Here is a 22,292-nt window from a genome sequence, read left to right on the forward strand (position 1 = left end):
CGCGATCACAACCCTCAAAAGTGGCTCGGTTTCGGTCTGCGCCAACAGGCAGTGTGCCCAGGGGAATTGAGCAATCCAGTGGAAATTTGCTCCCACCCGCGATCGGCACAAAAAAGCCCGCTACGGTCGTACGGGCTTGTTCTGCAACTACTCGTTTTCCGGGTTTTTGGTCGGGGCGAGAGGATTCGAACCTCCGACCCCCTGCACCCCATGCAGGTGCGCTACCAGGCTGCGCTACGCCCCGACGACCAAAGCAGGTAATTTTACACCAAGCCCCAGAAGTTGTGAATCTTTCTGCTGCGCGGCCCGCTACCCGCAAAGCGCGGTGCTCGGGTCTGGCCGATCTGGGGTTGATCTGTCTGGACCCTGCGCGCCGTGCGCATGGGCAGCATGCCGCTCGCGACACGAAATCTTCACAACTTCTCACCTCACGGCTCGATCAAATTCTGCCGGATGCTCAGCAGTTCCGCGCGCAGTTCCTGCACCGAGCGGATCGGCGCGCAGACGGCATGCTGATGGTCCTGCGCGTGGGGGCTGCCACGGTGCTGCGCGCCGACTTCCGACGTATCTTCATTTGAGCTGCCGCCTAGTCTGGCCCGCGCGCCACTGATGGTGAAGCCCTGCTCGTATAGCAGTTCGCGGATGCGGCGGATCAGCAGCACCTCGTGATGCTGGTAGTAGCGCCGGTTGCCGCGGCGCTTCATCGGCCGCAATTGCGCGAATTCCTGCTCCCAGTAGCGCAGCACATGCGATTTCACGCCGCACAGCTCGCTGACTTCGCCAATGGTGAAGTAGCGCTTGGCGGGAATGGGGGGCAGCGTGGAAGGGGCGCTCATGGGGATGACCAGATCGGGAGCCGGCTCAACGGTGCATTGGCGCGTGGCGTGGCCGCGGTTGATTGTCGACCAGGGATTTTGCCGCATCCTGCCGGTGTGGCGGCAAGGCGCGTGTCCAAAGAGGGTGCGGTCCGATGTCGACGTGCGGCGTTTTGACGACGCGCCTCATCTGGCGACGAAGCTCTGCGGTTCGCCGGCCAGCGATTCGTAGGTGCCGTAAAAGGACAGGATGTAGGCAAGAAAAATGGCGATGACCACGGGCATGCTCAGCGCGGCAGCCAGGGCCTGGCTGGCGCCGAGCAGGCTGGCAACGAGCGCGATGAGCGTGGGCAGGCTGAGAAACAGCAGCAGCCATTGCAATGCGTAGACAGCAAACGCCTTGAGATTGCGCAGTCCCAACACGAAGCTGAAAAATAACGCCTTGACCGGTGGCGTAGCGTGCCAGGCGATCAGCGGTGGCGCCAGCCAGAACGCGAGCGAGACCGGGATATAGGCCAGCGTCGAGACCACCGCACCGAGCCGCAGGCTGCCGTCCGCAATCGTGCTGGACGGGGGCTTGTCTCCCAGAAGCAGCAGGCGCAACATCGCGCCGCCATCGAACAGCGCGCCTGCGCCCAGCACCAGCAGCACGGCCAGGGTGTAGAGGGCGCTGAGGATCAGCAGATGACGTTGCACCACCGGCCCGCTGCGCAACCCGGTGAGCAGCACCGTCGGCCACACCGGCTGTCCTTGCGCGATCTGGCGACTGGCCTGCATGAAGCCGAGCGTGCCGAACTGCACCACGAACAGCGGAAACACCAGCCCGACGATCGGCAGCGCCGAAATGAAGCCGGTGACCACGATATAGGTCAGGATCATCAGCAGGGTCGCCCAGGGTTGACTTGCCAGGCGACGAAAGCCGGTTTGCACCCAGAGCAGCCCTTCGCGGGCGGGAACGGTACGCAGTTGCATGTGTTGGGCGAGCAGGTGAGGGCGCGATGCAAAGGGCAGGGCGGGCGCCGCGCGCAGGGCCAATGGTACCGGCTGCGCCCGACCGACAAGATGCGGCTCAGTGCGCCGCAACGCGCTGGCGCAGCACGCGCTCAAAGTGGACCGGATCGTGCGGGGTCAGCAGATGCGCATTGCGCGGCAGGTAAAAGTCGGCGAGCCGCGAGGTCCAGAAGCGCAGCGCCGCAGCGCGAAGCGCATCGGGCAGCAGCGCATGCTCGGGGGGGTGCAGCGGGCGCTCGGCGGTGTAAGCGTGTAGCAGGGCGTCATGACGCGCGGGGTCGAACGCGCCGGTCTGCGGCACGATGCACCAATCATTGAGCGCCACTGCGAGGTCGAACACCCAGGTGTCCACGCCGGCGAAGTAGAAGTCGAAAATGCCCGATAGCCTGTCGCCATCGAACAGCACATTGTCGCGGAACAGATCGGCATGCACTGCGCTGCGCGGCAACAGGGCATAGGCCGGCGAGGCGGCAACGCGGGTCTGGTGATCGAGTTCGCTGGTGATCAGCGCATGCTGCGCAGGGGTGAGATGCGGCAGGATGGCGGGAATGGTGCGCCGCTGCCAATCCAACCCGCGTAGATTGGGCTGCGTGCCAGGGTAGTCGCTTGCGGCCAGGTGCATGCGCGCCAGCCAATGCCCGACCTGCGCGCAATGCGCCGGGGTGGGTTGCAGCTGGCTGCGCCCGGCGAGCCGGGTGACCAGCGCCGCGGGCTTGCCCTTCAAACTGTGCAAGGTCTGGCCGTGACGGTCGGGCATGGGATCGGGCACCGGGATGCCGTGCGCGGCGAGGTGATGCATCAACCCGAGGTAGAACGGCAGCTGCTCGGCCTGCAGACGCTCGAATAGGGTCAGCACGAAACGTCCCTTGGTCGTGCTCAGAAAGTAGTTGGTGTTTTCGATCCCGCTGGCAATGCCTTGCAGCTCGGTGCGTGTACCGAGATCGAAACGGGCAAGCCAGGTGTCGACCTCGACCGGGTCGAGCGCAGTGAAGACGGCCATGAAAGACGTTGGAGGAGAAACCGGGCCGCATGCCGCATGGGCATGGGCCAACCCGCTTTACTTGAAGGTCAGCACCTTCCACTGCGCCTGCCCTTGCAGGCGGGCCGGATCGATGCTGGACGAGACGCTGGGCGGCACCACGTTGTAGGCCGCGCCACCATGCAGCGGCTGCACATGGATGGACGTGGTGGCGCCACGCACCTGCTGCTCCTGGATGCGCACCGAACGATCCTGGGTGACTATGTTGCGCACCAGCGGCTCGGGGAATTTTTCGCGCGGCTGCGCGTCGGCCAGCGCTGCTGCCGGTGCCTGCGGTGAGCTTTGCGCGCGAACCGGCTGCGCCAGGCACAGACCGGCAACCAGCAAGGCGGGCCAATGGGAGAATGGGTGGGATGCGATGCGCGGCGTGTTCATGCGCCGATTTTACGGTGCGGCCGATAATGCGGGGATGAATTCCTCACCGCAAACCGAGTCTGCGCCCATACTGCTGCTGGTCGATGGCTCCAGCTACTTGTATCGCGCGTTTCACGCCATGCCCGATCTGCGCGGCCCCGAGGGACAGCCCACAGGGGCGCTCTATGGCATGGTGGCCATGCTACGGCGCCTGCGCGAGCAGTATCCGGTGGCCAAGGGCTATCGCTACGCCGCCTGCGTGTTCGATGCCAAGGGCCCGACCTTCCGCAATGCGCTGTTTGATCAGTACAAGGCGCAGCGCCCACCCATGCCGCCCGAGCTGGCAGCGCAGATCGAGCCGATCCACGAGGCAGTGCGGCTGATGGGCTGGCCACTGCTCGAAGTGCCCGGTGTCGAGGCTGATGACGTGATCGGCACCCTGGCGGTGCGCGCGCAGGAGGCGGGCATCCGCACCCTGGTGTCCACCGGCGACAAGGACATGGCGCAACTGGTCAACGACCACATCACACTGGTCAACACCATGAGCAACGAAGTGCTCGACGTGGCTGGCGTGCAGCAGAAGTTCGGCGTGCCGCCAGAGCGCATCGTCGACTACCTCACCCTCGTGGGCGATGCGGTGGACAACGTGCCCGGCGTGCCCAAGGTCGGGCCAAAGACCGCGGCGAAATGGCTCAACCAGTATGGCTCGCTCGATGCTCTGATCGCGCATGCCGGCGAGATTGGAGGTGCCGCGGGCGAGAGCCTGCGCGCCGCACTCGACTGGCTGCCCAAGGCGCGCCAGCTGGTGACCATTTCCACCAACTGCGATCTGGATGGATACGCACGCGATTTCGACACTGACTTGCGTCCCGCGCCGGAAAACGTACATGCCCTGCTGCCTTTTTTCACCCGTTACGGCATGCGGCGGTTTGCACAGGAGATGAAGGCGCAGGGTGCGGGACAGACGTCTTTGCTCGACGATGCGGCCGACCCGCCCTCGGCGGATGTCGCGCCGCAGCCGGCTGCGGCCGCGCACAAGTCGCCCGCGAAGGCGGAGTACGAAACCCTGTTGACCTGGGAGCGGTTCGACGCCTGGCTGGCGCGCATCGACCAGGCGGCGCTGACCGCGCTCGACGCCGAGACCGATTCACTCGACCCGATGCGGGCGCGGCTGGTCGGGCTGTCGTTCTGCGTCACTGCGGGCGAAGCGGCCTATCTGCCGCTGGCGCACGACTACCCCGGCGCGCCGCAGCAACTGCAGCGCGACGCCGTGCTCGCCCGCCTCAAGCCCTGGCTGGAAAATGCGGACAAGCCCAAGCTCGGACAGAACTCCAAGTACGACCGGCATGTGCTGCAGAATGCGGGCATCGTGGTGCGCGGCTATGTTCATGACACCCTGTTGCAAAGCTATGTGCTCGAGGCGCACAAGCCGCACAGCCTCGACAGCCTGGCCATTCGCCACCTGGGGCGCGACGAGGTGCTGAGCTACGAGCAGGTCTGCGGCAAGGGGACCAAGGCCATCACCTTCGACCAGGTGGCGCTGGATCTGGCCACGCGCTACAGCAGCGAGGACGCCGACCTCACGCTGCAGGTGCACCAGGTGCTTTGGCCGCGCATCCAGACCGATGCGGGGCTGGCGCGCATCTACGCGCTGGAGCTGCAGGTCAGCGAGGTGCTGCAGCGCATTGAGCGCACCGGCGTGCTGGTCGACGGCGACCTGCTGCGGCTGCAAAGCCGTGAGCTGGCCGCCAAGATGCAGGCATTGGAAGCGCAGGCGCATGAACTCGCGGGTGGGCCGTTCAACCTTGGCAGCCCAAAGCAGATCGGCGAGGTGCTGTTCGACCGGCTCAAACTTCCAGTGCTGAAGAAAACCGCGTCGGGCGCGCCGTCCACCGACGAGGAAGTGTTGGAAAAGCTGGCCGAGGACTATCCGCTGCCGCGCGTCATCCTCGACCACCGCAGCCTGTCCAAGCTGCGCAGCACGTACACCGAAAAGCTGCCGCAGATGATCAACCCCGCTACCGGGCGGGTACATACCAACTATGCGCAAGCGGTGGCGGTGACCGGACGGCTGGCGTCCAACGATCCCAATCTGCAGAACATCCCGGTGCGCACCGCCGAGGGGCGGCGCATCCGCGAAGCCTTCATCGCACCCAAAGGCTGGCTGATCGCCTCGGCAGACTACTCGCAGATCGAGCTGCGCATCATGGCCCACCTCTCGCAGGACGCCGGGCTGCTGGCGGCCTTCGCGGCCGGCGAGGACATCCACCGCGCCACCGCTGCAGAGATTTTCGGTGTCAGCCCGCCCGAGGTCAGCAGCGAGCAGCGCCGCATGGCCAAGGTCATCAATTTCGGCCTGATCTACGGCATGAGCGCGTTCGGTCTGGCGCGTAACCTGGGCCTGGAGCGCAGTGCTGCGCAGCTCTACATCGACCGGTATTTCGCCCGCTATCCCGGCGTGGCCGCTTACATGGACCGTATCCGCAAGTTGGCGGCCGAGCAGGGGTATGTCGAGACCGTGTTCGGGCGGCGACTTTGGCTGCCAGACATTCACGCCAGCGGGCCGCGCCGTGCGGCGGCCGAGCGCGCGGCGATCAACGCACCGATGCAGGGCACAGCGGCCGATCTGATCAAGATGGCGATGGTCGCGGTGGACCAGGCGCTCAGCCGCGAGGGTCGGCACACCCGCATGATCATGCAGGTGCATGACGAACTGGTATTCGAGGTGCCCGAGAACGAGACCGGCTGGGTGCGCGAGCACATTCCGCGCCTGATGGCGGGGGTGGCCAAGCTCGACGTGCCGCTGCTGGCCGAACTCGGGATCGGCGCAAACTGGGAGCTGGCGCACTGAGGGCGGATCGGCGGCTTGCGTCGCCAGGCGGTGCCCGCCTGGCATCACGCGCAGGGCTTGTTCTCGATCGGCGTGCAGGGGGGATGACTCGTGAAACGATAAACGTTATCATTTGCGCAGTTGTTTGATAGTGGGTTGCATGCAGCGACATCCCGATCTGCAGCAATCCCATGGGCTCCATCGCTGCTCCTCGGCAGCACGACAGACAGATCATGAACCCCAGTCCTGAAGTGGTTTCCCTGGCGCAGATTCGCCACGGCCAATGCGCCCGGGTGCTGAGCATCGGCGGCGGGCGCACCATGATGCAGCGCATGGTGATGCTGGGTATCCGTCGCGGTGTGCCGCTCTGCGTGGTGCACGGCCCCGGCGCACGCGGCACCGTGGTGCAAGTGGGCGGCGCGCGCATTGCGCTCGGCCGCGGGGTAACCGACAAGATCCTCGTCACTCCGATCGACGCGGCGGCACTGCAGGAATGGGCAGTATGAGTGCCTGCCACGCAGCGGGTGGCGCCATGGCGCCAAAAGAGGGGAGCGATCTGCCGGTGATCGCGCTGGCGGGTAATCCCAATTGCGGCAAGACCACGGTGTTCAACCTGCTCACTGGGGCGCATCAGCATGTCGGCAACTGGCCCGGCGTCACCGTCGAGCAGCGCCGTGGCACGGCGCGTGCGGGCGGGCACAAACTTTGCGTGGTCGATCTGCCCGGCGTGTACAGCCTGCTCGGTGGCGGCGGCGCCGACCAGGGCGTGGCGCGCAATTTCCTGCTCGACCAGCGGGTCGACCTGATCGTCAACATCGTCGATGCCTCCAATCTGGAGCGGCATCTGGCGCTGACCTTCGAACTACTCGAAACCGGCAGGCCGCTGATTCTCGCGCTGAACATGGTGGACGAAGCGCAGGCGCTCGGGCTGGAGCCACAGGTGCGGGCGCTTTCCGAACACCTCGGGGTGCCGGTGGTGCCGCTGGTGGCGCGCAAGGGGCGCGGGCGGCAGGAACTGCTCGACACCATCAAGCAGGCGCTGCAGCAACCGCCGCGAGCGGTCGCTGCGCCCTATCCTGATGCAGTGGAGCAAGCGATCGATGCGGTTGCGGCCACGCTGGCCGAGTCGCGCCCGGTCAAGCGCCGCTTCGAGGCGCTGCGACTGCTCGAAGGGCTAGTGGTCTTGCCGCAACCCACGGTGCAACAGGCGGTGAGCGCGGCGCAGGCGCAGGTGCTCGCGCTCACCGGCGAGGAGGTGGCCGATCTCGTGGCCGCCGCTCGTTTCGGCTGGGCGCACCGCATCGCGGCGCTGGCGCTGCAGCGCACCGGCAAGATGGGTCTGCGCCACCGCGTGACTCAGATGCTCGACCGCGTGGTGCTGTCCGAGTGGTTGGGGGTACCTGTGTTCCTGCTCGTGCTCTATCTGGTGTTCGTGGTGAGCTTCAGCGGCGGCAACATCTTTCTGGATTTTTTCGACAAGGCATCCTCCGCTCTGCTCATCAGCGGCGTGGGGCATGTGATGCTGCAGGCCGGTCTGCCCGACTGGGTGGTGTCGATGGTCGCCGGCGGTGTGGGCGGCGGGCTCAATCTGGTCATCTCGTTCATTCCACCGATCGGCCTGACCTTTCTGTTTCTTGCCTTTCTCGATGACTCGGGCTACATGGCCCGCGCGGCCTATGCGATGGACCGCTTCATGCGCCGCCTGGGGCTGCCGGGCAATGCGCTGGTGCCGATGGTCATCGGCTTTGGCTGCAACGTGCCGGCGATCATGGGGTCGCGCATCATCGAAGATCCGCGCGGCCGGCTGCTGACCGTGCTGATGCAGCCGTTCATGTCGTGCTCGGCGCGGCTGACCATCTACATGGCGTTTGCCGTGGTGTTTTTCCGCGAAAGTGGCGGGCAGGTGGTGTTCCTGCTGTATGTGCTGGGCATTATGGTAGCCCTGCTGACCGCGTGGATGCTGGGCCGCACTGCGATTCGCGGCGAACCAATGCCCTTTGTCATGGAGCTGCCGCCCTACCGCCTGCCCAGTATGCGCAGCGTGGTGCTGCAGGCTTGGCAGCGGCTCAAAGTGTTTCTGTTTCGCGTCGGCAAGGTGATCGTGGCGATCGGCCTCGTGCTGTTCGTGCTGCCCGGCATCGGCTGGACCGGCAAGGGCCTGCAGGCCACCGACATCGACCATTCGCTGCTGGCGCAGGGCAGCCGGGCGATCGCCCCGGTGTTCGCGCCGATGGGCATCACGCAGGAGAACTGGCCTGCGGTGTCCGGCCTGCTCGCAGGCGCGGCGGCCAAGGAAATCGTGATCGGCACGCTCAATGGCATCTACCAGCGGCAGCAGTCGGGCGATCTGATGCAGCGCTATCGCCACCCCGATGTGGCCGCGCAGCTTTGGGAAGCGGTCCAGACCATTCCGCAAAACGCCGCTGGATTTTTCGGCAATCTATTCGACCCGCTGGGCCTGCACCGTCTGCAGTCGGCGCAGGACGCCGAGCAGGCTTCGGGTGCGAGCAACGAAACCTTGGCCGAACTGGCCGCAGCATTCACTCCGCTGTCGGCGTTTGCCTATCTGGTGTTCGTGCTGCTGTACGTGCCGTGCGCCAGCACCATGGGTGCGCTGCGGCGCGAAGTGGGCTGGGGCTGGATGGTGTTTTCGGTGTTCTACGGGATCGGCATCGCCTGGGCTGCGGCCACCATCGTTTACCAGACCGGAACCTTTGCCGCGCATCCGCAGTCGTCGCTGCTGTGGATCGCTGGCTGTCTAGCCGCGTTCGCGCTGCTGGTCATCGGCCTGCGCCTGTACGGCAACCGTGCCGAGCAGCGCATGGCCGCGCATGGGCTGGAGAGCCTGGCATGAATGCCGCGGTGAACCCGCTGTTTGCGGTGCGCGACTGCCTGCGTGACAGGCAGCTGGCCAGCGCGGCGGAGGTCGCCGCCTGCGTGCAGGTGCCCGTTGTCGTGGCACAGGACATGCTGGCGCACTGGGTGCAGCGCGGGCTGATCGAGCGGCTCGATGCCCAGGGGGCGTCCTGCGGTTCGGGCTCTTGTCAACACTGCGGCGCTTGCGGCAGCGGCCATACTGCTGCGGTGCTGTATCGATGGCGTGGCGCGCACGCCTCGGCCCAGCCCATGACGAACCACCCGGCTGTCCGCCTACACCCTGCCTGAAAGTGCGCCGCAGCGCTTGCACGCGGTTTTGCTGCACGGTCTAACAGGCCGTTGAAAAACGTCGCGAGGATGGCCAGATGCAAGGCGCACGGCGCGCAGCGACCGAGACATATCAAATAGATAGGCGAGGCAGCGAGCACCGTGCAACGCCGCAGATGGCTCACCGCAGTAGTTTTTCAACGGCCTGCTAAAGCGCCAGCGCGTCAACTGGATGGCGCGGTCTGGCGCTCCATCCAGCCCAGCCAGCGCAGTGCGTGCTCGCGGCTTTGTCCGCACATCTCCGCGCTGGGTTGCAGGCCGCTGCAGCAGCGCGGGCGCTGCGCGCTGCCGAAGATTGCACAACGCAGGTCGGCGGTGAGCTGCACGCAGGGCACGCCTGCGTGCTTGCCTTGCGGCATGCCGGGAATCGCGCTGCTGATCGACGGCGCGATACAGCAGGCCGCGCAGCCGGGACGGCAGGCGTGGCCTGCGTCCGCTTGAGCAGTCATTAGCCAAACAACTTCTTGGTGATTTCCGCCACATGCTTGCCCTGGAAGCGGGCAATGTCGAGTTCGTTGGCACTGGGCTGACGGCTGCCATCACCCTTGCTCAGTGTGGTTGCGCCGTATGGCGTGCCGCCAGTGATCTCGTCCATCTTGGTCAACCCGGCGCAGGCGTAGGGCACGCCAACCACCACCATGCCGTGGTGAAACAGCGTGGTGTGAAATGAGGTGATGGTGGTTTCCTGCCCGCCATGCTGGCTCGCGGTGCTAGCGAAGACGCTGCCGACCTTGCCCACCAGCTTGCCTTGCTGCCACAGTGCGCCGGTCTGGTCGAGAAAGTTGCGCATCTGCCCGCACATGTTTCCAAAGCGGGTGGGCGTGCCGAAGATCACGGCGTCGTAATCGGCCAGGTCTTCGGGCCTGGCGATCGGTGCGGCCTGGTCGGTCTTGGCATGGATCGCGGCGACGGTCTCGGGCGGCATGGTTTCGGGCACGCGCTTGATGTCCACAGTGCAGCCCGACACGCTGCGCGCGCCTTCGGCCACCGCGTGTGCCATCGTTTCGACATGGCCCCAGGTGCTGTAGTAAAGGACGAGGATTTTTGCCATTTTGATCTCCGCTTTCAGCTTGGGTTGGATTCACGCTGCGGCAGTTTCGCTGCAGCCTGCAGCATTCTGCGCCAGCGCGGCCCGACACGCTCCCGCCGCGTGGAGCTGCCGAGTACCGGGGCAGGGCATTGCGCAGCGCCCCCGTTCATCTGTCATCGTCCTGTCATGTCCCGGGCATACAACGAGAACGTCCACTGCTTCCTCCCCGCGATGCTTGCGCTCACTGCCGCCCCGCCCGACTACCGTAAGGCCATTGTCCAGAGGATACTGCGGGAGTGCGCGCTGCGTGTCGAGTTCCAGCCCATCATCGATCTGCGACGGAGGGAAGTCCATGCGTTCGAGGCGCTGATCCGCGGGCCGCGCGGCTCGGCGCTCGAGCGCCCGGACGCCTTGTTCGATGCCGCGCGGCTTGCCGGCCTGCTACCCGCACTCGACAAGCTCTGTCTGCACACCAGTCTGCAGACTTTCGCCCAGGCACGGCTGCCCGGTCTGCTGTTCGTCAATGTCACGCAGGCGCTGTTCGACCGAGGTTGTTTTTCCCGCGGCGAAACCCTCGACATGCTGCAGAAACTTGGCATCGAGCCGTCGCGCCTGGTGCTCGAGCTGCTCGAGTCCGACGACCTGCTCGGTGACGCACGTGCCTTTGACGAGGCGCAGACCCTGCACCGGCTGGGATATGGTTTGGCGCTGGACGACATGGGGCGCGGCTTTGGCCGGTTCGATCTCTGGCAGCGTCTGCATCCACGCTATCTCAAGATCGACCGGCAGTTCTGCCAGGGGGTGAGCGGCGATGCGCTCAAGCTGGCCTTCGTGCGATCGATGCTGCTGATGGCCGAAGCCAGCCAGTCCTGGGTGATTGCCGAGGGCGTGGAAAACGAGCAGGACTTGCTGACCCTGCGCGACATCGGTGTGCACATGGCGCAGGGGTATGTGATCGAGCGGCCCAGCGCCAGCCCGCTGCGCGAACTCTCGCCCGACTGGCGCCGGCGCCTGGACGGCGATGCGGCGCTGCCGCTGGCGCTGGCGGCGCGCGGCAGCATTGAGCAATCGGTGCTCGCACTGGCGCGACCGATCCCGCCAGTGGCGCCTAGCAGCAGGCTCGACGATGTCTTGCGCCGCTTCGAGGCGCAGCCCGAGTTGATGTCGATTCCGGTGGTTGACGCCACCGGCCGGGCGCTGGGCATCATCAACCGTTATGTGCTAGCCGACCGTCTGTGGCGGCCGCATGTGCGCGATCTGTTCGGCAACAAGCCGTGCGCGCAGATGATGAGCGCCGACGTGCTGCGGCTGGACGTGAAAAACAGCCTGCACCAGGCCAGCCAGCTCATAGCCGATGCCAGCTTTCGTCATGCCACGGAGGGCGTGCTGGTGACCGAGCAGGGCGTGTTTCGCGGCCTGTTGCTGGTGGGCGACCTGCTGCGCCTGGTCAGCGAATTCCAGATGCGCGCGGCGCGGTACGCCAATCCGCTGACCCTGCTGCCCGGCAATGTGCCGATCAACGAGCAGATCGACCGCCTGCTCGCGGCCGATCTGCCCTTCACCGCGGCATATTGCGACATCGACCACTTCAAGCCGTTCAACGACCGCTTCGGCTACCGGCTGGGAGACGAGGTCATCCTGCTGGTCGCACGTTTGCTGCAGGCGGCCTTTGCGCAAGAGTGCGACTTCGTCGGCCACATCGGCGGCGATGATTTCGTCGTGCTCAGCACTGCGCAGGACGCGATTGCACGCTTGCAAACGGTGCTCGATCGGTTTGGCGCCGAGGTACTGCAATTTTTCGATCAGCAGATCCAGGCTGCAGGCGGCTTCGAGGCCGAGAGCCGGCGCGGCGAGCTGCAATGGTTTGCGCTGCCCGCGCTGTCGATCGGCGCGCTGCCGGTGGTGCCGCATCGTTTCGATTCGCACCGGGATGTCTCCGCGGTGCTGGTCGAACTGAAAAAGCTGGCCAAGCGCACGCCCGGCAACGCACTGTTCGTCGACCGGCGCGACTACGCACCGAGACGCCCCTCGCAGGAAAGCGCCGCATGACCAGCGTCGATGCGCAAGCGCCGGGGCGCGCGATTCCTGTGCGGTGCAATCTGGTGCTGGTCGCCGGGTTCGGCGCCATGCAGCTATGGCTGTGGATCGCGCTGCCGCTGCAGTTGTCGCAGGCGCCCTGGCTGGCCTGGAGTCTGCTGTCAGTGGTGCTGGCGACCACCAGTTACTGGGCCTTGCTGCACGAGGGCATCCACGCCGTGCTGCATCCGAACCGGCGGGTCAACGACACGCTGTCGCGGCTGCTGGCCGTCGGCTTTCCGGCACCGTTCGGCGTGTTGCGCTTTGGCCACCTGAAACACCACCGTTTCAACCGCACCGCGATCGACCGTAGCGAGGTCTACGACGATGCGCACTGCAGCCGCTGGCGCGCGGCGCTGCGCTATTACCCACAGCTGCTCATCGGGCTGTACGCGGCAGAAGCAGCCGCGCTGCTTCTCGTCTGGCTACCGCCCACGCTGCTGCTGCACCTTGCCGCGCGTTTGCCCGCGCAGCCCGGCCTGCCATCTCTGTCTGAAAGCATCCAGCGGCAGCTGCTACAGCCCGATATGCTTGGTCAACTGCGGCGGGACAGTGCAGCCTCGCTGACGCTCATCGGTCTGGGCATTTGGCTGTACGGGCCGCATGTCGACTTGCTGCTGCTAGCCTTGCTGGGGCGCGGGCTGCTGATCTCTCTGACCGACAACGCCTATCACTACGCGACGCCGCTGCATGCGCCGGGCGGCGATGTGCGGTTTGCACGCAATCTGCGCCTGCCGCGGCTGGCGTCGGCGCTGATCCTGCACTTCAACTACCACGCGGTGCATCACCGCCACCCGGCGTTGCCATGGTCTGCGCTGCCGCACGCGGCGCAGGCTGGCGAGCTCGATGCTGCGCCACACTATGCAGCGGCGCTGCTGGCGCAGCTGCGCGGGCCGGTTCCGCAGAGTAGACTCAGCCTGCGCGACTGAACAGGGGGCGGCATCTGCAAGGGATTGATGCCCGCGGCTATCCTGTTTGCGCGGTGGGGTTTGGGCCTTGCCAGGCAGGAGAAAGCATGAAACGTGTTCAGGGCGTCCATGGCAACCCGCATCAGCATTGGGTCGGCGACGGCTTCCTCGTGCGCTCGCTGTTCAGCTACGACAGCCACGGCAAGGACCTCAGCCCATTTTTGTTGCTCGACTATGCAGCACCGACGACGTTTGCACCGGCGATGCGGCCACGCGGCGTCGGTGCGCATCCGCACCGCGGCTTCGAGACCGTGACCATCGTCTATCAGGGTGAGGTCGACCACCGCGACTCCACCGGCGCAGGAGGTCACATCGGCCCGGGCGATGTGCAATGGATGACCGCAGGCCGTGGCGTCGTGCATGATGAATTTCACTCCCGGGCGTTCACCGAGCACGGGGGAACGCTGGAGATGGTGCAACTCTGGGTCAATCTGCCGGCACGCCACAAAATGGTCGAGCCGGCATACCAGACCCTGCTGCGCGCCGACATTCCCGAACTTGCGCTGCTGGGTGGCGGCGGTCGGGTGCGGGTGATCGCCGGTGCATTCAACGGGCAGCGCGGCCCGGCGCGCACCTTCACGCCGGTGGACGTCTGGGACATGCGCCTGAACCAGGCAGCGCAGGCCCAGCTGGATGTCGCCGATGGGCGCACGCTGACATTGGTCGTGCTGCATGGCAGCCTCGTGCTTGACGGGGGCATCCGCGTGGGTTCAGGGCAGTTCGCCCTGTTCAGCCGCGACGGGCGGGGCGCTCAGATCCAAGCCGAGCAAGACGCCACAGTGCTGGTGCTCAGCGGCGAGCCGATCGACGAGCCCATCGTTGGCCATGGTCCGTTCGTGATGAACACGCGGCAGGAGATCGAGCAGGCGATGTGCGATTTCAGCAGCGGCCGCTTCGGCGCGATCACGGCATAGGGCCAGCCCGGGCATTGCGCGCGCCGGTGATGCGTCTATACTGGGCGGAGAGCTTGTCGGAGCGCCGGGTGCAACTCCCGGCTGAGACTGCGTAGCGCAGAATCCGCTGAACCTGATCGGGCGAAGGTCTTGCACCTTGCTACCCGCGGAGGGAACCAGGCGCCGGTGCAACGGCAGGCAGTCATCCATCCCGGAGGTCTCATGTCTGCACTGCCCGAAGCCCGCTACAAGGTCGACGCCCCCGAGCTGACCGAGCGTATCACCCGCACCCCGTTTTCCGCTTCCCGAAAGATTTATCTGCAGGGCAGTCGCGCCGACATCCGCGTGCCGATGCGCGAAATTCGCCTCAGCGACACGCCGGCGGTGTTCGGAGTGGAAAAGAACCCGCCATTTACGGTCTACGACACATCCGGCCCGTACACCGATCCGCAGGTGGACATCGATCTGGCGCGCGGCCTGCCCGCACTGCGCGCGGCGTGGATTGCCGAGCGCGGCGACAGCGAGAGGCTGGCGGCGTTCAGTTCCGACACCACGCGGCGCCACATGACCGACCCAAGTCTCGACGCCGTGCGCTTTTCGCAGCTGCCGCTGCCGCGCCGCGCCAAGTCCGGCGCGAACGTCACGCAGATGCACTACGCGCGCCGCGGCATCGTCACGCCGGAGATGGAGTTCGTCGCCATCCGCGAGAACCAGCGGCTCGAGCTGCTCGCCGACTCCGGGCTGCTGAAACAACACCCGGGGCAGAGTTTGGGGGCGCGCATCCCGCTGCGGATCACGCCCGAGTTTGTGCGCGACGAAGTTGCCCGCGGCCGTGCGATCATCCCGTGCAACATCAACCACCCAGAGAGCGAGCCGATGATCATCGGCCGCAACTTCCTGGTGAAAATCAACGCCAACATCGGCAATTCGGCAACCACCTCGAGCATCGCCGAAGAGGTGGAAAAAATGGTTTGGGCGATCCGCTGGGGCGCTGATACGGTGATGGACCTGTCCACCGGCAAGCACATCCACGAAACCCGCGAGTGGATCATCCGCAACGCGCCGGTGCCGATCGGCACGGTGCCGATCTACCAGGCGCTGGAAAAAGTCGGCGGCGTCGCCGAAGACCTGAGCTGGGAGCTGTTTCGCGACACACTGATCGAGCAGGCCGAGCAGGGCGTGGACTACTTCACCATCCATGCCGGCGTGCGGCTTGCGTTCATTCCGCTGACCGCCAAGCGCGTCACCGGCATCGTCTCGCGCGGCGGCTCCATCATGGCCAAGTGGTGTCTGGCGCATCACAAGGAAAACTTCCTCTACACGCACTTCGAGGAAATCTGCGAGATCATGAAGGCGTACGACGTCGCCTTCAGCCTCGGCGACGGACTGCGCCCGGGGTCGATCGCCGATGCCAACGACGAAGCGCAGTTCGCCGAGCTCGACACCCTCGGTGAGCTCACTCAGATCGCCTGGAAGCACGATGTGCAGGTGATGATCGAAGGCCCGGGCCATGTTCCGATGCACCTCATCAAAGAGAACATGGAGCGGCAGCTCGAGAAGTGCGGCGAGGCACCGTTCTACACCCTCGGGCCGCTGACCACCGACATCGCCCCCGGCTACGACCACATCACCAGCGCCATCGGCGCGGCGATGATCGGCTGGTATGGCACGGCGATGCTCTGCTACGTCACGCCGAAGGAGCATCTGGGCCTGCCGGACAAACAGGACGTACGCGACGGCATTGTTGCCTACAAGATCGCCGCGCACGCCGCCGACCTCGCCAAGGGTCACCCGGGCGCGCAGGCGCGCGACAACGCGCTGTCCAAGGCGCGCTTCGAGTTCCGCTGGGATGACCAGTTCAACCTCGGCCTCGATCCGGAGAAGGCCAAGGAATTCCACGACGAGACGCTGCCGAAAGAGGCGTTCAAGACCGCGCACTTCTGCTCGATGTGCGGGCCGAAGTTCTGCTCGATGAAAATCACGCAGGAAGTACGCGAGTTCGCAGCGCAACAAGGACTGGATGCGACGCAGGCGACCGAGGTGGGCATGGCGCAGATGTCCGCCGAGTTCCGCGCCGGTGGTGGCGAGGTGTATGTGCATGTCCCGTTGCCGGGCAGTTCCCGGGCGGGCTTTTCCCCCGCCCAAGCTCCGTCACCAACTGGCGGCGCAGATGACACACAAGGAGGTCTCAGTCCCTCCCAGCTTATCGACAGGGTAGGCAAGGGGATGGTCTCTGCAGCGGGCAGCGACAAGGCCTGAGCCATGGCAGACCCCGCTGTCGGTTCTGTCGCGATCGCCGGCGCCGGGCTTGCCGGGCGGCTGCTGGCATGGCGGCTGCTGCGCGCGGGCGTAGCGGTCATACTGGTCGATGCCCGCGCTCGCGCCGATCGCGACCATGCTGCGGGAGTGGCTGCGGCGATGCTCGCGCCGTATGCCGAGATGGTGGTCAGTGATGCGCAGCTGTTTGCGCTCGGTGAAGCCTCTCTGGCGCTGTGGCCGCAGTGGATTGCCGAGCTGCAGGGGCAGACCGGCTCGGAAGTGGATTTTCGCCATGAGGGATCGCTGGTGGTCGCGCACGCAGCAGATGCGGCAGGGCTGGCACACTATGCCGACCTGATCCGCTTCCGTCTGCCGGCCGACAGACGCGAGGCGGTGCGTCGCCTCGACGCCGAGGGCATTGCCGCGCTCGAACCGGCGCTCGCGCCGCGCTTCGACCGGGGACTGTGGTTGCCGCAGGAGGGGCAACTCGATAACGATCAGCTGCTCGCTGCGCTGGAGCAGGCGATCCTGCAGGACATGGCGCGTGTGGGCGGGCAGTGGCTGGAGCGCACCCCGGTGCACAGCGTGAGCGCCCACGCCGTCTGCACCACGGACGGCGTGCAGCTGCGCGCCGACGTGGTGGTCGATTGCCGCGGGGTGGCGGCGCATTGTGACGGCGTGCGCGGGGTGCGCGGCGAGGTGCTGACCGTGTCATGTCCGGCGGTGCATCTGCGCCGTCCGGTGCGATTGATCCACCCGCGCTACATGCTCTACATCGTGCCGCGGCGAAACGGGCGATTCATCATCGGGGCCACCGAGCTCGAGTCGCAGGACGCCGGGCCGATCACCGTGCGTTCGATGCTCGAACTCGCCAGCGCGCTCTACAGCGTGCATCCCGGCTTTGGAGAAGGGCGCATCGTCCGCGCCGCGGCTAGCCTGCGCCCCGCCACCGACGACCATCAGCCGGTCTGGGCGCAGCGCGACGGCGTGTGGCATCTCAACGGCCTGTACCGTCATGGCTATCTGGTGGCGCCGGCGCTGGTGCAGCGTGCACAAGGCGATCTTCTCGCGCTGCTGGCGCCCTCCCGCGGCCGCGCAACGGAGTTGGTGCAATGACTGCATCGCACGGCGAGCGCCTAGTCTTTGCGCTGCACCTCAATGGCCAGGTGTTGCAGACCACATGCACGACTCTGGCCGAGCTGCTGGCGGAACGCGGTTACGACACCACGCTCGCCATGGCTTGCGCGGTCAACCAATGTTTCGTGCCCCGCACGCACTGGGCCGAGTACAGATTGCAGCCGGGCGACAGCATCGAAGTGGTCAGCCCGGTAGTGGGAGGATGAGATGCAAGCGACCGATCAGTTCCGCGAGGCGGCAACGCAAACCCAAGCGGCGCCTGCCCCCGATCCGCTGCGGGTTGGTGGCGCCAGCCTGAACAGCCGCCTGTTCCTCGGCACCGCGCGCTACCCATCGCCCAGCGTGCTCAGCGAAGCGGTGCACGCGGCGCGGGCAGAGGTGCTCACCGTGTCGCTGCGCCGCCTGGCGCCAGAAACTCAATCCGGACAGGCCTGGTGGCAGCGCATCCGCGCGCTGGGCCGTCATCTGCTGCCCAACACCGCCGGCTGCCATTCGGCGGCCGAGGCCGTGACGCTTGCGCACATGGCGCGCGAGATTTTCGGCACCCACTGGATCAAGCTCGAAGTCATCGGCGACGACTACACCCTGCAGCCCGATCCTTGGGACACTGTGGCTGCAGCGCAGACCCTGGTGCGCGAGGGATTTGCCGTGTTCGCCTACACCACCGATGATCTGGTGACTGCGCTCAAGCTGCGCGATACCGGCGTGGCTGCCATCATGCCCTGGGCAGCGCCGATCGGCACCGGCGCGGGCCCGCGCAACCTGCCGGCGCTGCGCACCCTGCGCGAGCGCTTGCCTGACAGCGTGCTGGTGGTCGATGCTGGCATCGGCGCGCCGCATCATGCCGCGCAGGTGATGGAACTGGGCTTCGATGCGGTGCTGATCAATACCGCGGTGGCCGAGGCAGGCGATCCGGTGGCGATGGCGCGCGCGTTTGCCCTTGCGGTCGAGGCCGGTCGGCTGGCGCGCCGTGCACTGCCGATGCGCCCGCGCGACGTGGCACAGGCGTCCACGCCGATGGTAGGCGTGCCGTTCTGGCACCAGAACGCATAGGCCTGCGAAGCTTGAAACCCGTGCTGGGTGGAGGCCGGTTTGCCACCGGGCCCACCTCACGCGGGTGGCTGCACCTGCAAAGGTATTGCGGGTATCTTGCCCTGCAGCCGCCCTGCTGGCCCTGCGCTGCTGCCGTAGAACACCACGCTGTCCTTGAACGCCAGGCTGTGCAGCCCGCCGGCCAGGCCACTGGCAAGCCAGCTCTGCAGCCGCTTGCGCGACACCCAGACCGCCACCGATCCGCCGTTGGCGCGCGCCTGCGTCAGCGCTTCTGGCCCGACGCAGGTTGTCTGCCGCGGGTCGTGGCTGCAGCCGAACCACAGGTCCTTGCTGGTACTGTCGATGATCTGCAGATGCCTGACGCCGTAGAACAGCAGCGAGGCGTCGTGATCCTCGAAGGTCTGCCAGGAGAACCAGCGGGTCTGCGGCGGGAGAATCTGCCGCATCACGGCGGCAACCTGTTTTTGCGAGATATCCGCGGTCTTGGCCACTGCAAGCTGCGCGGCAAAGTCCACCATCACTGCTGCGCTCAGCGCGAACACGGCCAGCCCAATGTGCAGCCGGCGTGCCCGCAGCAAACCGGCACCGGCCAGTGCAATCAGCGCCACCGCGAAAATCATCACCGGCAACCAGTCGAACTGGGCTTGCGGCAGTCCCGATCGCAGCAGCTCGGCATGCAGCGGCCGGGTGAAGGTCAGCACCCACAGCCCGACGGCAGCGGCAGCAAATACGGCTGCGGACAGACCCAGACGTGCCTGCAGCATGGCGATCTGCCCATTCTGCACCGCAGTCTGCAACCGCACCCCCAGCCACCAGGCTACCAGCGGCACCACCGGCAGCAGGTAGTACGCCCCCTTGTCATCCGCCGAGGAAAAGAACACCGTGAGGATGATCGCGGTATTGCGCGCCCAGCGGGCGCAGACCGTGGCGAGATCTGTGCCACCAAGCCGCGGTGCGAGCAAGGCGACCATGACCAGCAGCGGCGTCCACTCGAAAAAGCCGATCAGCAGATTTGGCGCGTAGTACCACCATGGGCCATGATGAAAGTCGTCGGGAATGCGGGTGCCCAGAAACCGGCCGATGGTTTCGTTGACAAAGAAAAACCAGCCAAACCCTGGCAGACTGGCGAGCGCGGCCAGATGCCACGGTGCGGCAACCAGCAGGAACAGTGCGACCGCCCAGGGATCGAGGTAGAACTTGAGGAGTTCGCGCCGCATCCACGTGCCCGGCATCACCAGCAGTTGCGTCACCGCCACCAGGCCCAGCAACAAAAAGGCCATCGGCCCTTTGGTCAGGGTGGCCAGCGCCACTGCCACCGCAGCGGCCCGCAGCCAGCCGCGCTGGCGCCGTTCCACCGCCAGCACGAGCATCGCCAGCGCCGATAGCCAGAAAAACACCATCAACGGGTCGAATAGAATATTGCGCGCAATCAGCACATAGCCCAGCGCGGTGCCGGTCACTAGCGCCGCAAATCGGCCTGCCAGCGGCGCAGCCACGGCCCTGCCGAAGGCGATGCAACCCAGCACGGTCAACCATGCCGCCAGCGCACCGGGCAGACGCGCCTGCCAGGCGCCGATGCCAAAAACCTTGAAACTCAGCGCCATGAGCCAGTACAGCAGCGGCGGCTTTTCGATGTAGGGCACCCCGTTGAGATGCGGGATGATCCACGATCCGCCATGCGCCATCGCCAGTGCGATGCTGGCGTAGAGCGCTTCATTGGTGTCGCGAATTGGTGCCGCGCCGAGGTTCCAGAACAGGCAGATTGCCCCGATCAGTAGCACCAGTCCGTCGAGCGCGAGCGCATGCTGCTTGGTTTCCATCCCGGGTGCAGCGGGTCGGGACCCGGGCGCAGGCGATGCGGAAGACAGGACAGTCTTCGGCAGGCGGGAGAAAAACGGGGGTGTGCGCAAGGACATCAAAGCGTGGCGCAGGCGAAATACGGCATGCGGGGCCGGTGGCACTCATGCGCCACATGCTCATTTTCGCTGAAACCTGCGCACACGAGAATGAAGCGGAGATGACGATGTCATTATCTTTGCGGCAAACTAGTCAGGCGGGGTGCGGTGAAAGCTCGGCTCAGAAATTGTGAATTTTTCTGCTGCGAGGCCAGCTGGCCTTAACAGGCCGTTGAAAAACGTCGCGAGGATGGCCAGATGCAAAGCGCACGGCGCGCAGCGACCGAGACATATCAAATAGATAGGCGAGGCAGCGAGCACCGTGCAACGCCGCAGATGGCCGACGATGTCCCGCGCGTAGTTGAAGGTTGAGTTGGTGGTTGAACCGTTCCAAGTCCTCAGAATTGAGGATGAAAGGCAACAACCATCGAACCTGAGAAGGACTCAACCACCATGAAACAGTCTACAAGCAAGCCCCGCATTGTCACCAAGGCGCAAGCTGCCCAGGATGTTCTGCCCTTTGTCAGCCAGCCCGAACACGCCTTGGCGCTGCTGGGCCTGCTGGCCCAGGCCCAACTGTCCATCGAGGACTTGCTCGGCCAAATCTCCAAAGGCTTCATTGAGCAACTGTTGGTGCTCTCGGCCCAACAAGTGGCTGGCTCCAAACACCCCGGGCGCCATGTCGGCGATGTACGCTGGCACGGCACACAGGCTGGGCAGGTGAGCGTGGGCAAGGCCAAGCTCAAGGTTCAACGCCCACGCCTGCGCAATAGCGAGGGGGAGGTCGGTATTCCTGCCTACCAGGCACTGGCTGCCGATGAGCGGCTGTCACAACGGGTGGCCGACATCCTGACGTGCGGCATCAGCACGCGCAAGTACGCTCGGGCGGTGCACCGCTGCCACGACGAGCTGGGCATCTCCAAGAGCGCCGTCAGCCGCCAGCACATCAAGCAGGCGGCCCGTGCCTTGGCCGCCTTGCGTGAGCGCCGCTATGAGGAGCTGGACATCGTGGCCGTGTTCCTGGACGGCTTGATGGTGGGCAAGCAGCACATCCTGGTCGCCCTGGGACTGGACGTCACAGGGCACAAACACTTGTTGGGGCTGGTGGCGGGCTCCAGCGAGAACGCCCGGGTGGCCAAAGACCTGCTGGTGCAGCTGCGTGACCAAGGGCTGGATCTGGATGTGTCTCGCCTGTGGGTGATTGATGGATCCAAGGCCCTGGCCAGTGCCATCAACAGCCTGTGTGGCCAGGCGGCCAAGGTGCAGCGCTGCCAGATCCACAAGATCAGGAACGTCACCGAGCGTTTGCCCAAAGACATGCGCGAGCAGGTGGCCTGGCGCATGAAAGCAGCGTTTGGCTTGCAGCGTGTCAACGGCATTGGGCGCCTGAAGGCACTGGCCCAGGAACTCAAGGCTCAGCACCCCGATGCGGCGGCCAGCGTGCTCGAAGGCCTGGAGCAGATGTTCACGGCTGCCACTCTGGGCGTACAAGGGGCTCTGGCACGCAGCCTGAGCAACACCAACATCATCGAGTCGCCCAACTCGGTGGTGCGCCGCCACAGCCAGCGGGTGACGAACGATCAGAATGCCAACATGGCGCTGCGCTGGACGGTGATGGGCTTCCTGGAGAGCGAGCGAGGCATGCGCCGCATCAAGGGCTTTGCACAGCTTCCTGAACTCGTCCGGGCGCTGCGACCGCAGCCAGATCAACGTCTGGCAGCATAATGC

At 65.7% G+C, this 22,292-nt stretch carries 19 protein-coding genes, 1 tRNA gene and 1 riboswitch; of the genes, 12 read left to right on the forward strand and 8 right to left on the reverse strand.

The genetic code is table 11. The features are described from left to right. Positions 1-167 precede the first annotated feature (167 nt). The 5 genes from ACZ47F_RS11265 to ACZ47F_RS11285 form a co-directional block, all read right to left on the reverse strand. Positions 168-244 (reverse strand) — tRNA-Pro (locus ACZ47F_RS11265). A 184-nt stretch (positions 245-428) separates the two neighbouring features. Continuing rightward, on the reverse strand, positions 429-836 hold the full coding sequence (locus ACZ47F_RS11270; protein WP_464924803.1) for a MerR family transcriptional regulator: 408 nt from the start codon (positions 834-836) through the stop codon (positions 429-431). 165 nt (positions 837-1,001) lie between these two features. After that, positions 1,002-1,787 carry a BPSS1780 family membrane protein gene (locus ACZ47F_RS11275; protein ID WP_464924804.1) on the reverse strand — a complete coding sequence of 262 codons (786 nt, stop codon included), beginning with the start codon at positions 1,785-1,787 and terminating at the stop codon, positions 1,002-1,004. Positions 1,788-1,884: 97 nt separating this feature from the next. Continuing rightward, positions 1,885-2,826, reverse strand: a complete 942-nt coding sequence (locus ACZ47F_RS11280) for a homoserine kinase (protein WP_464924805.1) — start codon at positions 2,824-2,826, stop codon at positions 1,885-1,887. 57 nt (positions 2,827-2,883) lie between these two features. Next, complete coding sequence (locus ACZ47F_RS11285; protein WP_464924806.1) at positions 2,884-3,240, reverse strand: hypothetical protein; 357 nt, start codon at positions 3,238-3,240, stop codon at positions 2,884-2,886. A gap of 34 nt (positions 3,241-3,274) precedes the next feature. Here ACZ47F_RS11285 and polA point away from each other — a divergent pair, with 34 nt between their 5' ends. The 4 genes from polA to ACZ47F_RS11305 all read left to right on the forward strand — a co-directional run bounded on the left by polA (position 3,275) and on the right by ACZ47F_RS11305 (position 9,214). After that, a complete protein-coding gene (gene polA, locus ACZ47F_RS11290) occupies positions 3,275-6,070 on the forward strand; it encodes a DNA polymerase I (RefSeq protein WP_464924807.1) in 2,796 nt (931 codons plus the stop codon). A gap of 212 nt (positions 6,071-6,282) precedes the next feature. Next, on the forward strand, positions 6,283-6,555 hold the full coding sequence (locus ACZ47F_RS11295; protein ID WP_464924808.1) for a FeoA family protein: 273 nt from the start codon (positions 6,283-6,285) through the stop codon (positions 6,553-6,555). Beyond that, positions 6,552-8,903 carry a Fe(2+) transporter permease subunit FeoB gene (feoB, locus tag ACZ47F_RS11300; RefSeq protein ID WP_464924809.1) on the forward strand — a complete coding sequence of 784 codons (2,352 nt, stop codon included), beginning with the start codon at positions 6,552-6,554 and terminating at the stop codon, positions 8,901-8,903. The genes ACZ47F_RS11295 and feoB overlap by 4 nt, the downstream gene beginning before the upstream one ends. Then, positions 8,900-9,214, forward strand: a complete 315-nt coding sequence (locus ACZ47F_RS11305) for a FeoC-like transcriptional regulator (protein ID WP_464924810.1) — start codon at positions 8,900-8,902, stop codon at positions 9,212-9,214. The genes feoB and ACZ47F_RS11305 overlap by 4 nt, the downstream gene beginning before the upstream one ends. Positions 9,215-9,417: 203 nt before the next feature. On the opposite strand, the gene ACZ47F_RS11310 is transcribed toward ACZ47F_RS11305, so the two are convergent. Together ACZ47F_RS11310 and wrbA are read right to left on the reverse strand one after the other, a co-directional pair. Next, positions 9,418-9,702 (reverse strand): YkgJ family cysteine cluster protein, encoded by a 285-nt coding sequence (locus tag ACZ47F_RS11310; RefSeq protein WP_464924811.1) that lies wholly within the window; start codon positions 9,700-9,702, stop codon positions 9,418-9,420. Beyond that, entirely contained in the window at positions 9,702-10,304 is a 603-nt protein-coding gene (wrbA, locus tag ACZ47F_RS11315; protein WP_464924812.1) for an NAD(P)H:quinone oxidoreductase, read from the reverse strand. Before wrbA ends, ACZ47F_RS11310 begins: the two co-directional genes overlap by 1 nt. A gap of 210 nt (positions 10,305-10,514) precedes the next feature. Here wrbA and ACZ47F_RS11320 point away from each other — a divergent pair, with 210 nt between their 5' ends. From ACZ47F_RS11320 to ACZ47F_RS11350, 7 genes are all read left to right on the forward strand, one after another. Next, positions 10,515-12,332: a bifunctional diguanylate cyclase/phosphodiesterase gene (locus ACZ47F_RS11320; RefSeq protein ID WP_464924813.1), complete on the forward strand. Its 1,818-nt coding sequence runs from the start codon at positions 10,515-10,517 to the stop codon at positions 12,330-12,332. Further along, positions 12,329-13,288 (forward strand): fatty acid desaturase, encoded by a 960-nt coding sequence (locus tag ACZ47F_RS11325; RefSeq protein ID WP_464924814.1) that lies wholly within the window; start codon positions 12,329-12,331, stop codon positions 13,286-13,288. The genes ACZ47F_RS11320 and ACZ47F_RS11325 overlap by 4 nt, the downstream gene beginning before the upstream one ends. An 86-nt stretch (positions 13,289-13,374) precedes the next feature. Continuing rightward, positions 13,375-14,241: a pirin family protein gene (locus tag ACZ47F_RS11330; protein ID WP_464924815.1), complete on the forward strand. Its 867-nt coding sequence runs from the start codon at positions 13,375-13,377 to the stop codon at positions 14,239-14,241. A 47-nt stretch (positions 14,242-14,288) separates the two neighbouring features. Continuing rightward, positions 14,289-14,412, forward strand: a riboswitch (TPP riboswitch). A 30-nt stretch (positions 14,413-14,442) separates the two neighbouring features. Then, on the forward strand, positions 14,443-16,479 hold the full coding sequence (gene thiC / locus ACZ47F_RS11335) for a phosphomethylpyrimidine synthase ThiC (protein WP_464924816.1): 2,037 nt from the start codon (positions 14,443-14,445) through the stop codon (positions 16,477-16,479). 3 nt (positions 16,480-16,482) lie between these two features. After that, the gene (gene thiO / locus ACZ47F_RS11340) at positions 16,483-17,595 is read left to right on the forward strand and encodes a glycine oxidase ThiO (RefSeq protein WP_464924817.1); all 1,113 of its coding nucleotides are present in this window, start codon (positions 16,483-16,485) and stop codon (positions 17,593-17,595) included. Next, positions 17,592-17,822, forward strand: a complete 231-nt coding sequence (gene thiS / locus ACZ47F_RS11345; RefSeq protein WP_464924818.1) for a sulfur carrier protein ThiS — start codon at positions 17,592-17,594, stop codon at positions 17,820-17,822. Before thiO ends, thiS begins: the two co-directional genes overlap by 4 nt. 1 nt (position 17,823) lies before the next feature. Continuing rightward, positions 17,824-18,669 carry a thiazole synthase gene (locus ACZ47F_RS11350; RefSeq protein WP_464924819.1) on the forward strand — a complete coding sequence of 282 codons (846 nt, stop codon included), beginning with the start codon at positions 17,824-17,826 and terminating at the stop codon, positions 18,667-18,669. A gap of 56 nt (positions 18,670-18,725) precedes the next feature. On the opposite strand, the gene ACZ47F_RS11355 is transcribed toward ACZ47F_RS11350, so the two are convergent. Further along, positions 18,726-20,489, reverse strand: coding sequence for an ArnT family glycosyltransferase (locus ACZ47F_RS11355; protein WP_464924820.1), 1,764 nt, complete (start codon positions 20,487-20,489; stop codon positions 18,726-18,728). 528 nt (positions 20,490-21,017) lie between these two features. On the opposite strand from ACZ47F_RS11355, the gene ACZ47F_RS11360 reads away from it, so the two are divergent. Continuing rightward, positions 21,018-22,289, forward strand: a complete 1,272-nt coding sequence (locus ACZ47F_RS11360) for an IS256 family transposase (protein WP_464924821.1) — start codon at positions 21,018-21,020, stop codon at positions 22,287-22,289. Positions 22,290-22,292 lie beyond the last annotated feature (3 nt).

The sequence above is a fragment of the Thiomonas islandica genome (assembly GCF_055383445.1).

What these genes read in the sequence shown, in the direction of transcription:
- ACZ47F_RS11270 (WP_464924803.1), bottom strand. Translation starts at nt 836, where the DNA reads ATGAGCGCCCCTTCCACGCTGCCCCCCATTCCCGCCAAGCGCTACTTC.
- ACZ47F_RS11275 (WP_464924804.1), bottom strand. Translation starts at nt 1,787, where the DNA reads ATGCAACTGCGTACCGTTCCCGCCCGCGAAGGGCTGCTCTGGGTGCAA.
- ACZ47F_RS11280 (WP_464924805.1), bottom strand. Translation starts at nt 2,826, where the DNA reads ATGGCCGTCTTCACTGCGCTCGACCCGGTCGAGGTCGACACCTGGCTT.
- ACZ47F_RS11285 (WP_464924806.1), bottom strand. Translation starts at nt 3,240, where the DNA reads ATGAACACGCCGCGCATCGCATCCCACCCATTCTCCCATTGGCCCGCC.
- polA (WP_464924807.1), top strand. Translation starts at nt 3,275, where the DNA reads ATGAATTCCTCACCGCAAACCGAGTCTGCGCCCATACTGCTGCTGGTC.
- ACZ47F_RS11295 (WP_464924808.1), top strand. Translation starts at nt 6,283, where the DNA reads ATGAACCCCAGTCCTGAAGTGGTTTCCCTGGCGCAGATTCGCCACGGC.
- feoB (WP_464924809.1), top strand. Translation starts at nt 6,552, where the DNA reads ATGAGTGCCTGCCACGCAGCGGGTGGCGCCATGGCGCCAAAAGAGGGG.
- ACZ47F_RS11305 (WP_464924810.1), top strand. Translation starts at nt 8,900, where the DNA reads ATGAATGCCGCGGTGAACCCGCTGTTTGCGGTGCGCGACTGCCTGCGT.
- ACZ47F_RS11310 (WP_464924811.1), bottom strand. Translation starts at nt 9,702, where the DNA reads ATGACTGCTCAAGCGGACGCAGGCCACGCCTGCCGTCCCGGCTGCGCG.
- wrbA (WP_464924812.1), bottom strand. Translation starts at nt 10,304, where the DNA reads ATGGCAAAAATCCTCGTCCTTTACTACAGCACCTGGGGCCATGTCGAA.
- ACZ47F_RS11320 (WP_464924813.1), top strand. Translation starts at nt 10,515, where the DNA reads ATGCTTGCGCTCACTGCCGCCCCGCCCGACTACCGTAAGGCCATTGTC.
- ACZ47F_RS11325 (WP_464924814.1), top strand. Translation starts at nt 12,329, where the DNA reads ATGACCAGCGTCGATGCGCAAGCGCCGGGGCGCGCGATTCCTGTGCGG.
- ACZ47F_RS11330 (WP_464924815.1), top strand. Translation starts at nt 13,375, where the DNA reads ATGAAACGTGTTCAGGGCGTCCATGGCAACCCGCATCAGCATTGGGTC.
- thiC (WP_464924816.1), top strand. Translation starts at nt 14,443, where the DNA reads ATGTCTGCACTGCCCGAAGCCCGCTACAAGGTCGACGCCCCCGAGCTG.
- thiO (WP_464924817.1), top strand. Translation starts at nt 16,483, where the DNA reads ATGGCAGACCCCGCTGTCGGTTCTGTCGCGATCGCCGGCGCCGGGCTT.
- thiS (WP_464924818.1), top strand. Translation starts at nt 17,592, where the DNA reads ATGACTGCATCGCACGGCGAGCGCCTAGTCTTTGCGCTGCACCTCAAT.
- ACZ47F_RS11350 (WP_464924819.1), top strand. Translation starts at nt 17,824, where the DNA reads ATGCAAGCGACCGATCAGTTCCGCGAGGCGGCAACGCAAACCCAAGCG.
- ACZ47F_RS11355 (WP_464924820.1), bottom strand. Translation starts at nt 20,489, where the DNA reads ATGGAAACCAAGCAGCATGCGCTCGCGCTCGACGGACTGGTGCTACTG.
- ACZ47F_RS11360 (WP_464924821.1), top strand. Translation starts at nt 21,018, where the DNA reads ATGAAACAGTCTACAAGCAAGCCCCGCATTGTCACCAAGGCGCAAGCT.